Genomic DNA, 12,209 nt, shown 5'->3' on the forward strand with positions numbered 1-12,209 from the left:
CTGGACGCCGATCGGCGCCGAAGCGGGGTCAGGCGGCTACGATGTCGCCTGGAAGAACACATCCTCCGGCCTTTACATATCTGGAATGTCGACGGCAGCGGAAACTACGTCAAGGACATCATCAACGGTGCGTCGGCAACCAATGCCGTTTTGGAATCCTATGAGACGACCTTTCACCAGGATCTCAACGGGGACGGCACGATCGGGCTCGTAGGCACCACGATCGAGGGACTCGGCGCGACAAGCCTCACGCAGGTCGGCGCCAACTACCTACTCAATCCGGTTGCCGGCGGCACTGGTCCTGAACTGATGTATCAAGGCGCACCAGTCTACTCCGGCGAATTCGGCGCCTGGACACCGATCGGTGCGGAAGCGGTGTCGAGCGGCTACGATGTCGCCTGGATGAACACCTCCTCAGGCCTCTACATCATCTGGAATGTCGACAGCAGCGGCAACTACGTCAGGGACATCATCAACGGCGCGTCGTCGACCAACGCTGTCGTAGAGTCCTATGAGATTACCTTTCACCAGGATCTCAACGGCGACGGCACCATCGGGCTTGCGGGCACAAATATCGAGACATCGGGTGCAACCAGCCTGCTGCAGGTCGAGAGCAACTATTTTATGGTACCGGTTGGCGGCAATAGCGGCCCCGGACTGATGTATCAAGGCGCTCCCGTCTACTCCGGCGAATTCGGCGCCTGGACACCGGTCGGCGCAGAAGCTGTGTCGGGGGGCTACGATGTTGCGTGGAAGAACACCACCTCGGGGCTTTACATCATTTGGAACGTCGACGGCAGTGGCAACTACGTCAAGGACCTTCTCAATGGCGTATCAGGAACTGCCAGCGCTTTTGAAGCCTACGAAAACACCTTCCATCAGGACCTCAATGGCGACGGCACGATCGGCATTCCGTCTGGAACGTCTCCCGCAACGACGCCCGCTGCAACTCAGTCGGTGCAGATGAGCTTGGTCCCGGCTCAGGACAATTTCGACTTCGCTGACAGTGGCAACAGCGGAACACCGGTCATTGCGGCCACCACTCTCGCCACGAGCGCCGGTCCGGTCGTCCCCAGTTCCACGGTCCACGATACGTTCGTATTCGCGCCCAACTTTAGCCCCCCCAGCAGCGTTGATTTCGCCCCAGCCGCTCAGCCGGTTCAGTCCGCGACGATGGGCCTCAACGCCCTGATCGCCGCAGCACACGACGATCATCCGTCGGGCGGTGCCGTCTTCGACCAGGCCCACACAAGTCCTCCGCAACCGCTCACTGTTGCGCAGCTGTTGGCCCAACTGCATGACTTCCATTTCGTTTGAGCGTGGCAGCGACGCATGACCACCGACGGAGCCGATGGACGGTCGTCCCTCCCCCATGCATAATCAGCCTATGCCGCCCGCCGGAAATGACTTTCGGCGAAGTTGACCGTTCGTCATGTTAGGATCGGACTTTTGGAAGCCGCGTCATCTTGGACCACGCCTGGGTGCGGCTCGCCGGTCCCGCTGCGTCATATAGCTGCCCTTGATGGTATCCGCTTCGTCGCGGCCTTTTCCGTTATGGCCTCGCACGCGACCTATCAGATCCATCCGCCCGGCGATTGGGACAACATGACGCTGACGGTCTGGACGCTGACGCATCTGGCAAACGTCGGGATGACATTGTTTTTTGTCCTCAGCGGGTTCGTGATCCACTGGAACTATCGCCTTAGCGTGCAGCAGCCGGGCGGCCTGCGAGATTTTTTCATTGCGCGCTGGTCCAGACTTTATCCGCTCTTCCTGGTCGTCTTTGTCATCGGATTTCTCTATGAACTCGTGGCGAAGCAGAACCCTGCGCCGCTGGTGAGATCAGCCCCATTTTTCCTGACCTTCACCACCAGTTGGTGGTTCTGGCGAGTCGATGACTCCAGGTATATCTTCAACGCGATTTCCAATCCGCTATTGGGCGTGATGTGGTCGCTCGCGACTGAAGCGTTTTTCTACGTTGTCTATCCATTCCTTGCGCCCGTTGCGAACCGGTTGAGCAAATGGGGGGCCCTGGCCGCGCTACTCGGGATCGGAGCTCTCGGCGCGATCATGGCCGTGGGATTCGTGAAATATACCGATCTGATCCTGAAGCTCGGCTTCACTTACGCGGACGTGGATCAATCGAGTGGAGCATCCTTCCTGTTCTGGCTCGGTTATCACTCACCGCTCATGCGGTTGCCATCCTTTCTCATCGGCGTCGCGGCGGCTCAGGTCGTCCTCGCGGGAGGACGGCTGCCCCGGCTATGGGCCGATCTTACCTTTGCCCTCTGCGTGGCTGCGATTGCCGCGGTCGATCAGATGCGATCGCAGTTCTCAATGGTCGACACCTCGGCATGCGTGATCCTGTTTGCTGGCCTTTGTCTCGCTGCGTCAACTGAGAAGTCACGCGCGGCGCAACTCATGGGCCTCCCCCTCATGGTGTGGGGCGGCCAAGCAAGCTATTCGCTGTACCTGCTGCACGATCCCGTGATCTGGGCGATCTCGCGAGCGACGACGCATTTGCAGTTTCCGATGCCTGAGCTCTGGGTGATGGTCGGCATGGCCATGGCCATCCTGGTATCGAGAGCCTGCTACACGCGGTACGAACGACCGGCCCAATTGCTGTTCAGGTCTGTCGGACACAGGCTCCTGGGTGGCTCAACGCGCAAATGATCAGCGCCTGATCGACGACCGGCGCCCGAAGCTCATCGCCCACACCGGAAAGCCCCGATAACCCCTCGCGGAAAGCGCCGGCTTGCCGTATACGGCGCCTTCGACCCACCGCTATCGTGAGCCGAATGCACCCGCCCTACCCCGCCGCGCCGCGACGGCTCCTCTATGTCGCGAACGAGGATTACGCCTTCCTGATGCACCGCCTGCCTATGGCGCGCGCCGCGCGCGACGCCGGCTATGAGGTGCATGTTGCGACCAACGTCAATGCGGGCGCCTCCGCGATCGCGGCTGAGCGCTTCATCCTGCATCCGATCCCGTTCCAGCGGGGCGGGCTGTCGCCGTCGGCGGCGCTGCCGACGGTCCGGGCGATCCGCGCGGTCGAGACGGCGGTCAAACCCGATGTCGTGCACCATTCCGGCCTGCAGGCGAGCGTGCTGGGGTCGCTGGCGGCGCTCGGCAGCTCCATTCCCGTGGTCAATGCCATCACCGGATTGGGCTATGTCTTCACCTCGAGCACGCTGCGTTCACGGGTGACCAAGCAGGCCATGGTGTGGTTGCTGCCCCGCCTGATGAACCGATCCTCAAGCTTCGTGTTGGTGCAGAACCCCGACGATCGCGACGCGCTGAGCGCGCTCGGAGTCCGGCCGGAAAAGATTGCGCTGATCCCCGGATCAGGCGTCGACACGGATCGCTTTCAGCCCTTGCCCGAGCCGGACGGCCCGATCAGCTTTGGTTTTGCCGGACGCCTTCTCACCGACAAGGGCATCCGCGCCTTGGTCGCGGCGCACAGGCTTTTGCGCGCCGAAGGACATGATTTCAACCTGCTGATCGCCGGCAGTCCTGATCCGGCCAATCCGGCCTCCGTCTCGCCGGACGAAATCGAGCAGTGGCGGCGTGAAGCGGGAATCACGCTGCTCGGCCAAATCAAGGATATCACCGAGCTGTGGCAGCGCTGCCATATCGCCGTGCTGCCATCGCACCGCGAGGGTCTGCCGGTGAGCCTGCTGGAGGCCGCCGCCTGCGGCCGCCCGCTGGCCTCGACCGACGCGCCCGGTTGCCGTGAGATTGCAATCAACGGCCAGACCGGATTGGTGGTCCCGATCGAGAGCCCGGTCGCGCTGGCCGACGCGATGAAACGGCTCGCGCAATCGCCGGACTTGCGTGCGCGATATGGCAAGGCTGCCCGGCAACTGGTCGAAGACAAACTCTCGGCCAGGATCATCGGCCGTTCGGTGGTCGCACTCTATGACCGGCTGACATCCGGCATCCCCGTCCTATGATGATGACCATTGCCGACATCATCATGCTGTTGCTGGCCGCCATTGCGACGGCCGTCGTCTGCACGGTCTTGATGGTCGCGTTACGCCCGCTGTTGCAGCGCTACGCCCTGGCGCGGCCGAATGCCCGTTCCTCCCACAAGGTACCGACGCCGCAAGGCGCAGGGATCGCCGTGATCGCGGCCACGCTCCTGATCGGCGGCGGCTACGCATTGACAGCCGGCGCCGCGCCGCCGGCTTTGCTGTTCGTCGCCGCACCGCTGATCGCGCTGGTTGGGCTGGTGGATGACATCAGGCCAATTCCCGTGCTGCCGCGCCTGCTCCTGCAAGCGCTCGCGGTCGGCCTGGTCGTCTTTGCCGCGCCGGACGACCTGAGGATCCTTCCGATCCCATTGGCAATCGAACGTACGCTGTTACTGATCGGCGGCCTGTGGTTCGTCAACCTCGTCAACTTCATGGACGGGCTGGACCTGATGACGGTGGCGGAGGCGGTGCCGATCACGGCAGCCCTCGCAGCCCTCGGCGTGGCCGGCCTGCTGCCGCCGCCGGCCACGATCATCGCTGCGACACTCTGCGGTGCCCTGCTCGGCTTCGCTCCGTTCAACCGGCCGGTGGCAAAGGTGTTTCTCGGCGATGTCGGCAGCCTGCCGATCGGGCTTCTACTCGGCTGGTGCCTGCTGGAGCTCGCCTGGCACGGCCACGTCGTGGCTGCGCTGCTGCTGCCGCTCTATTATCTCGCCGACGCGACCTTGACGCTGTTGCGGCGGATGCTGCGCGGCGAGCCCTTCTGGGCGGCGCACCGCACGCATTTCTACCAGCGCGCGACCGACAACGGCTTCACCGTGACCCAGGTGGTGGGCGAGGTGTTCCTGCTCAACCTGGTGCTTGCGGGACTTTCAGGCGCATCGATCGTATCCGCGTCGATGAGCGCCGGCCTGATGCTGCTGATCATCGGCGTCGCTGCCGTCGCCCTCGTGCTCCGCCGTTTTTCGCAGCCTCGCGAGGCGCGGGCGTCACGCGGCGGTTGAGCCGAACTCCGGCACGGCGTCTTTCAGAACTGCCTTGATGGTGACGGGGTCGTCGCGCGTGATCGCCTGGTCCAGCGCTGCGATCCATTTCTTCAAAGCCAGCATCGGCGGCTCATTCGGCTTCGCAGCCATGATGCCGGCCACGCCGATCTCGACGGGCGGCTCTTCGCTCGCGAACAGGATCTCGTTCAGGCGCTCGCCCGGCCGGATGCCGGAGAAGACGATCTCGATGTCGTAGCCGGGCTGCAGACCGGAAAGGCGGATCATGCGCTCGGCGAGTTCGACGATCCTGACCGGCTGGCCCATGTTGAGTACATAGACCGAGACGCCCGGCCGCTCCGGCGCCAAAGCGTGCGAGGCTGCGGTGATGACGAGGTCGCACGCCTCGCGGATGGTCATGAAATAGCGAACCATGTCCGGATGCGTGACCGTGACCGGACCGCCCGCCTCGATCTGCGCCTTGAACTTCGGCACCACCGAGCCATTCGAGGCCAGCACATTGCCGAAGCGCACCGAAATCAGCCGCATCGGTGGCCGCCCTCCCGGCCGCCCAGCCAATTCGCGGTCCAGCGCCTGGCAATACATTTCGGCAAAGCGCTTGGTCAGGCCGAGCATCGAGACCGGTTCGATCGCCTTGTCGGTCGAGATCATCACCATGGCCTCGGCGCCGGCTGCCACGGCGGCGTCAGCGACATTGATCGAGCCGAAGATGTTGGTCTTGACGCCCTCGCTCCAATCGCGCTCGAGGATCGGCACGTGCTTCAGCGCTGCGGCATGGAACACCAGATCTGGCTTGAACTCCGAGATCAGCCGGAAGACCCGCTCGCGGTCGCGGATATCGGCAATACGGCCTTCCACGGCTGCGCCGCCCTCGTTCGCCGCCACGAGCGTCTCGGTGATCGCATAGAGCGCAGGCTCAGAGTTTTCCAGGATCAAGAGCCGCGCTGCGCCGAAGGTCACGACGCGATGGCAGACCTCCGCGCCGATCGAGCCGCCGCCGCCGGTGACGACGACCGCCTTGCCCTTCACCAGCGCTTCCAGCCGCCCATAGTCTATCTTCTCGCTCGGCCGCAACAACAGGTCCTCGACCGCCACCGGCGCGAGCCGCGGCGCCTCGCCGCTTTCGAGTGACGGCAGCCGGCTCACGATCAGCCCGAGCCGACGCGCCCGCATCAGAAACGTTTCGGGGTGGAGCTCCGGCTCGAAGGCCGACGGCGTCATCAGGGCACGTGCGATCGGCTTCCCTCGTCGCGCGAAATCGGCCACGACATCCTCGACTTCGTCGATCCCGCCCAACACCGGAACGTTGCGGATGATCTGTCCGCGATCGGAGATCGACGGCGACAGGATGCCGATCGGCCACACCCGCTTCACCGCCCCGCTCTCGATACCTCGCAACACGACTTCCGCATCGGCCGTGCGCCCGATCAGAAGCGATGGTGCAGCATCCTCCGTCTTGGCGTGATGGCGCACCCGCGTGTAGCGGAAATAGCGGTAGGCGAAGCGTAGCGCGCTGAGTGCAAAGATCTCCAGGAACCAAAACAGGATGATGGTGAGCTTGCCGAAGAAGAATGTGCCGCGCACATTCGGTGCGACGATGATGTAGTCGAGCGCCAGGAGCGCTATCGTCAGCACGGTCGCCACACGGACGATATTGAGCGCGTCAGGCAGCGAGATGAACCGCCATTTGGTGGTCATCAGGTTTGACACATAGAAGACGACGAAGCTGAAGACGATGAAATAAGGCAGGATCTGCAGCAGCAGCGGAACCCGGTCCCAGAATGCGCTGGCACCCTCGAAGCGAATGTAGAACGCCGCGAACAGCGCCGCGACGCTGGCCAAGATGTCGTGGGCCGCAATCAGGACGTTGCGATACGTCAGATGGGAGAGACGTGTCATGCAACGATCGACCCGTGAACCAAACCGAGCTTCATGACGCGGTGCTCTCCGGGAATGACGCCCCCTGCAGGCGCGCCTTCAGCACCATGCCGCCCGCCACGCCCACACCCATGACATACATCCATCCCTCATGAAAATCGAAGATGTGCGAGTTGAACAAGGAGGTGAAGATGTTCTGCACCACGACCAGGAGACCGATCCAGGGGACCAGCCCATCGCCGCGAAACAACAACAGATGCGACAGCCACATGGCATACAGGATGATGATCCCGAGCGCGCCCCACTGCACAGCGACGTAGAGGGTCTGGTTGTGCGGATTGCCGACCACCTGTCCCGAGGACAGATCGGAGCGCCCGCTGGCGGCAAGCTCGAACAGATGGCGCGTCGCTCCCGTGCCATGACCAATCAGCGGTGCCTCCGCTAAGAAATGCAGCGACTTGCGCCAGAACTCCAGCCGCTCGCCGATCGACGTGACGGCACGATCTTCCTTGTAGGCCTGATATTGGTCGGTGAAGGTCGCGACTTTCTGCCTGAGCTGCGGTGAAACCGTCCAGGCAGTCGCGCCGAGCGCGAGCGCCACCAGCAGGATCAAGAGGTTGGCGCGCCACTTCAGATGGATGAGGCCGAACACCGCGAGCATGATCGGTATCGTCACCAGCGCCGTACGCGAGGTGACAACGAAGACCATGTTGGCGAGGAAGGCCAACATGAGCACCAGCATCAGCAAGGCGAGCGGCCAGCGTCTCTCTCCCGCAAAGCGCGCCATCGGATAGGCCAGCGCCACGGCGCAGAGCGAGAATTCCTGGCTCTGATCGATATAATTCTTCACGAAGATACCGTGATCCGCATTTGGCTTCAGCGCCAGCGCGGGATCGAAGGCGACCGCTGTTGACGCCACCACCATCAGCACGCACGAGCCCAAGAATGCGACAAAGACCCAGACGCCCCGCTGCGACCGCTCAAAATGATAGAACAGCGGCGGCAGCACCAGCAGCTTGGCCGCAGGACCTACGGCATAGAGCCGTGCACCCCAGGCTGCGTCGGACCAGAGCGTGCCGAGCAGAGCGAGCGCGAACAAGGCGATGGGTGCGATCGAGATCGGCCGCCGCAGCATGCGCAGAAACGCCTTGAGATCGAGATGCGGTAGCATCGTGATCAGCAGGACAACACCGAGGATCGAGACCAGCGACGTCGACCAGGGCAGCGCAGCCGCGAGCAGGATCGCGACCACGTCGACCGTGGTCCGCCAGGCCGCAGGGTCGCGCCAGCGTCGCAACGGCAGCACGACCGGGGACTCGCCAGTGAGCGCCGTCATCACGTGTTTCCCCGAGCGCGATCGACCAGGGCGGTGGTCGAAAAACCCTTGAGGATATCGATCAGGATCACCTGGCCGCCTGCAGCCTCGACGATCTCGTACCCAACCACCTGCTCGCGGGTGTAGTCGCCGCCCTTGACCAGCACGCTCGGCTTCACCAGCTCGATCAGGCGGATCGGCGTGTCCTCGCCGAAGATCGCGACGATGTCGACCGCCTCAAGCGCCGCGAGCACCTCGGCGCGCGCGCGTTCGTCCTGCACCGGGCGGTTCTCGCCCTTCAGCCGCTTCACCGATGCATCGCTATTGAGACCGACCACAAGACGGTCGCAGGCGGCACGCGCGGCGGTCAACACTTTCACATGGCCAGGATGCAGAATATCGAAACAGCCATTGGTGAAGCCGACACGCAGCCCCTGCTCTCGCCAATCCGCAACCCGCGCCGCAAGGTCACCATCGCCGCGAACGATCTTTTCCTCGGCAGCGAGATAGGCGGGCGGCAGGATCTTGTGTCGCAGTTCGGCTGCGGTAACGCTGGCCGTGCCCTGCTTGCTGACGGCAACCGCCGCAGCGGCGCTCGCCATGCGCAGGGCGTCCTCCCAGTCGGCACCGGCGGCCAACGTCGCAGCCAGCACGGCCACCACGGTATCACCGGCGCCGGAGACGTCGCGGACCTTCACGGGATAAGCGGGCACGTGGACAGGCGCGCCCTCGCGCGGCACCAGGGTCATGCCGCGCTCGCTCTGGGTCACCAGGATCGCCTCGGAATCGGCAAGCCGGATCGCATCCTGCGCGGCAACGGCGATCTCCTGCTCGGTGTCGGCGCGGCTGCGTGTGGCTTCGGCAAATTCCTTGCGGTTCGGAGTCAGCAGGGTGGCGCCGCGATAGATCGCGAAATTCGCACTTTTGGGATCGACGACGACGCGCTTGCCAGCCTTGCGCGCCGCATCGATGGCGTGCCGGATCACCCGCGCCGTCAGCACGCCCTTGGCATAGTCCGAGAGCAGCACGATGTCGGCGCGATTGATTAGCGGCAGAATCGTATCGATCAGTTTCTGTTCGACCTCGGCTGCGGCGGGCGCCGCGCGCTCCCAGTCGGCGCGCAACATGTGGGTCGAGTAATGTTCGGACACGAAGCGCACCTTGCGCGTCGTCGGCCGCGCCGGATCGGTGACCAGCACGCTCTCGATGCCGGCTTCCCGCGCCAGTTCGGCCCTCAACTGCTGGCCCGCCGCGTCATCGCCGACGAGGCCGACGAAGATGCAGCGCGCGCCGAGCGCGGCGATGTTGCGGGCGACATTGCCGGCGCCCCCGATATTGATTTCGCTGCGCTGGACCGCGATCACCGGAGCCGGCGCCTCCGGCGAGATCCGTGACACCTCGCCATAAACGAATTCGTCCAGCATGAGATCGCCGACACAGAGCACGGTCTGGCGGGCGGTCGCTTGCGACAGGGCATCGAAATCGAACATCGCGGGGGGTCTCTGGATCGAAAATCAGCGGAAGCGGTCAGTCGAGTCGAGGTAGCCTCTGACGTATTGGCCGACCGCATCCTCGAGCGTCGTGAAGCCGCCGTTATAGCCGGCCGCGCGCAGCCGATCGACCTCGCTCTGCGTGAAATATTGGTAGCTGCCGCGAATCGCCTCGGGCATGTCGATGTACTCGATGTTGGGCGTGGCGCCGAGCGCGGCATAGGCCGCCAGCATCAGGTCCTTGAAGCTGCGCGCCTCGCCGGTGCCCACGTTGAACAGACCCGATACCGATGGCGTCGCGAGCAGCCACAGGATGACGCGCACGACATCCTCGACATAGATGAAATCGCGCCGCTGGTCGCCGTCGGCGATGCCGTCGCGATGCGATTTGAACAGCTGCACGGGTCGCCCTGTCTTGACGTCGTCGAAGCGGCGCGCCAGCACGCTCATCATCGTGCCCTTGTGATATTCATTGGGGCCGAACACGTTGAAGAACTTCAATCCGGCATGTTGTGGCGGCAGTTTTTCGCGCCGCTCGGCGCGTGCGGCGAGCGCCATGTCGAACAAATGCTTGCTCCAGCCATAGAGGTTCATCGGGCGCAGGTGCTTGAGCGCGGCCAGCGACGGATCGTCCGCAAAACCCTGCGCGCCATCGCCGTAGGTCGCGGCCGACGAGGCATAGATGAACGGCGTTGCACTGGCGGTGCACCAGTCGAGCAGCCGCAGCGAGAAGCGGAAATTGGTCTCGACAACGAGGTCGCCATCGGTCGCGGTGGTCTCGGAGATCGCACCCAGGTGCAACACGGCGTCGAGCCGCCGTCCTTTCAGCCAGTCGGCAAGTTCGGCCGGTGGAACGAAGTCGGCGAGCTGCCGCTTGGCAAGATTGCGCCATTTGCCCTCATCCCCGAGCCGGTCGCAGACAACGACATCGGTCCGCCCGGCGTCGTTGAGCGCCGCCACCAGATTCGACCCGATAAAGCCGGCGCCGCCGGTTACGAGCAACATTTCCTTGCAGACCTCGATGCTTGAAGCGGCCTCTGCCGTAGCGCATGCGCCGGCAAAGTGTAAGCGGTTTGCGCGATGGCTTTACCTCACGCAGCCGAGCAGCTACCAGCGGAGCTGGAGCGCGAAGCGAACAAAGAATGAATCTTAACTCAATCGTGACGGAAGCGGACGAGACAGGCCCGATCCTGATCATCCCCTATATGTGGATCGGCGATTTCGTCCGCGGCCATACCGTCGTGCGCGTCCTAAAGGAGCGATGGCCGAATCGGCCGGTGGATATCCTGACCACTTCGCTCTGCGCCCCTTTACTGGATTACATGCCCGGTGTGCGCGCCGGGATTGTGTGGAACCTGCCACGCAGCCGGCTGGCGCTGCTCCAACAATGGCGTCTTGCTGCCCTCCTGCGTGAACGGCGGTACCAGACTTGCCTGATCATGCCGCGCACCTGGAAATCGGCGATCGCACCGGCGCTGGCCGGTATCCCGGAACGGGTTGGGTTCGTCGGCGAATTCCGCTTCGGCCTGGTCAATCGCTGGCGCTGGGGTGAGAAGGCCCTGCCCCGGCTGATCGACAAGAAGGCCGCGCTGGCGCTGCCGGATGGGGCGCCCCGGCCATCGGAATGGCCGGTGCCGCAGCTCCGGGTTCCACCCCAGGAGGTCGAACGCTGGCGGCAGGCCAATGGTGTGGGCACCGGACCCGCGGTGGCGTTGGCGCCCGGCTCAGTCGGCTCCGGTAAGCGCTGGCCCTATTACGGCGAGGCCGCCCGCCTGCTGGCGGCGCAAGGGGTCGATGTCTGGGTGGTCGGCGGCCCCGGCGAAAAGGATTTGGCGAACGAGATCGTGGCCGCCGGCGGGTCGAAGGTGCGAGATCTCACCGGGACCGACCTGCGCAACGGCGTGCTGGCGCTGGCGGCCGCGCAGGTGGCGATTTCCAACGATTCCGGGCTGATGCATGTCGCCGCAGCCCTAGGGACGCCGACGATGGGCATTTTCGGCCCGACCAGCCCCTATCATTGGGCGCCGCTGAACGGGCTCGCGGCCACTATCCAGACCAAGACCCACGTCCCCTGCCAGCCCTGCCACCGCCCGATCTGCCGGATGAACGACCATCGCTGCATGCGCGACATCCCGGCCACCGAGGTCGCGGAGATCGCAGGCCGCGTGCTGGCCGAGGTCGGCGCCCGCGCCGCGCGCTAACGGCATGGTTGCGGATCGCACGACCGATCAGTACGGAAGAGCGCACCCCGTCACCGAGCCCGAATCGTGAGCCAGCCCGACCTCATCGCAGCCCATCTCGCCCGATCGCTCGCAGTCTTCGAGCGTGCGAGCAAGGATGCAACGCTGCTGGCGACGGCGCGCGAGATAGCCGACATCATCATTGCGGCGTTGCGTGCCGGCAACAAGCTCCTGATCATCGGTAATGGCGGCAGCGCCGCGGATGCCCAGCACATCGCCGCGGAGATCGTCGGCCGTTACAAGAAGGAGCGCCCTGCATACGCCGCGATCGCGCTGACGACCGACACCTCGGCGCTGACCGCGATCGG

At 64.2% G+C, this 12,209-nt stretch carries 9 protein-coding genes and 1 pseudogene; 6 read left to right on the plus strand and 4 right to left on the minus strand.

The features are described from left to right. The 4 genes and pseudogenes from BRAS3843_RS23120 to BRAS3843_RS23135 all read left to right on the plus strand — a co-directional run. Positions 1–1,317, plus strand: a pseudogene (locus tag BRAS3843_RS23120) (hypothetical protein); the annotation flags it as partial. A 132-nt stretch (positions 1,318–1,449) separates the two neighbouring features. After that, positions 1,450–2,673, plus strand: a complete 1,224-nt coding sequence (locus tag BRAS3843_RS23125) for an acyltransferase (RefSeq protein ID WP_139024955.1) — start codon at positions 1,450–1,452, stop codon at positions 2,671–2,673. Between the two features lie 125 nt (positions 2,674–2,798). Beyond that, positions 2,799–3,953 carry a glycosyltransferase family 4 protein gene (locus BRAS3843_RS23130; RefSeq protein WP_008971488.1) on the plus strand — a complete coding sequence of 385 codons (1,155 nt, stop codon included), beginning with the start codon at positions 2,799–2,801 and terminating at the stop codon, positions 3,951–3,953. Positions 3,954–3,955: 2 nt separating this feature from the next. Then, positions 3,956–4,978, plus strand: a complete 1,023-nt coding sequence (locus tag BRAS3843_RS23135; RefSeq protein ID WP_035982528.1) for a glycosyl transferase — start codon at positions 3,956–3,958, stop codon at positions 4,976–4,978. On the opposite strand, the gene BRAS3843_RS23140 is transcribed toward BRAS3843_RS23135, so the two are convergent. The 4 genes from BRAS3843_RS23140 to rfaD are packed head-to-tail and all read right to left on the minus strand — an operon-like array spanning position 4,964 to position 10,666. Further along, entirely contained in the window at positions 4,964–6,877 is a 1,914-nt protein-coding gene (locus BRAS3843_RS23140) for a nucleoside-diphosphate sugar epimerase/dehydratase (RefSeq protein WP_008971490.1), read from the minus strand. The genes BRAS3843_RS23135 and BRAS3843_RS23140 overlap by 15 nt on opposite strands. 31 nt (positions 6,878–6,908) lie before the next feature. After that, entirely contained in the window at positions 6,909–8,192 is a 1,284-nt protein-coding gene (locus BRAS3843_RS23145) for an O-antigen ligase family protein (protein WP_008971491.1), read from the minus strand. Then, on the minus strand, positions 8,192–9,661 hold the full coding sequence (gene rfaE1, locus BRAS3843_RS23150; protein WP_008971492.1) for a D-glycero-beta-D-manno-heptose-7-phosphate kinase: 1,470 nt from the start codon (positions 9,659–9,661) through the stop codon (positions 8,192–8,194). Before rfaE1 ends, BRAS3843_RS23145 begins: the two co-directional genes overlap by 1 nt. A gap of 24 nt (positions 9,662–9,685) precedes the next feature. After that, on the minus strand, positions 9,686–10,666 hold the full coding sequence (gene rfaD / locus BRAS3843_RS23155) for an ADP-glyceromanno-heptose 6-epimerase (protein WP_008971493.1): 981 nt from the start codon (positions 10,664–10,666) through the stop codon (positions 9,686–9,688). A 137-nt stretch (positions 10,667–10,803) separates the two neighbouring features. On the opposite strand from rfaD, the gene waaF reads away from it, so the two are divergent. Continuing rightward, complete coding sequence (gene waaF / locus BRAS3843_RS23160) at positions 10,804–11,862, plus strand: lipopolysaccharide heptosyltransferase II (protein ID WP_008971494.1); 1,059 nt, start codon at positions 10,804–10,806, stop codon at positions 11,860–11,862. Positions 11,863–11,928: 66 nt separating this feature from the next. Next, on the plus strand, positions 11,929–12,209 hold a 281-nt coding region (locus BRAS3843_RS23165; RefSeq protein ID WP_035982526.1), incomplete at its 3' end, for an SIS domain-containing protein.

This window comes from Bradyrhizobium sp. STM 3843, assembly GCF_000239815.1.
Taxonomy (GTDB): Bacteria; Pseudomonadota; Alphaproteobacteria; order Rhizobiales; family Xanthobacteraceae; genus Bradyrhizobium.

Coding starts and splice junctions, on each gene's coding strand:
- waaF (WP_008971494.1), top strand. CDS start 10,804: ATGAATCTTAACTCAATCGTGACGGAAGCGGACGAGACAGGCCCGATC.
- BRAS3843_RS23130 (WP_008971488.1), top strand. CDS start 2,799: ATGCACCCGCCCTACCCCGCCGCGCCGCGACGGCTCCTCTATGTCGCG.
- rfaD (WP_008971493.1), bottom strand. CDS start 10,666: ATGTTGCTCGTAACCGGCGGCGCCGGCTTTATCGGGTCGAATCTGGTG.
- rfaE1 (WP_008971492.1), bottom strand. CDS start 9,661: ATGTTCGATTTCGATGCCCTGTCGCAAGCGACCGCCCGCCAGACCGTG.
- BRAS3843_RS23145 (WP_008971491.1), bottom strand. CDS start 8,192: ATGACGGCGCTCACTGGCGAGTCCCCGGTCGTGCTGCCGTTGCGACGC.
- BRAS3843_RS23135 (WP_035982528.1), top strand. CDS start 3,956: ATGACCATTGCCGACATCATCATGCTGTTGCTGGCCGCCATTGCGACG.
- BRAS3843_RS23140 (WP_008971490.1), bottom strand. CDS start 6,877: ATGACACGTCTCTCCCATCTGACGTATCGCAACGTCCTGATTGCGGCC.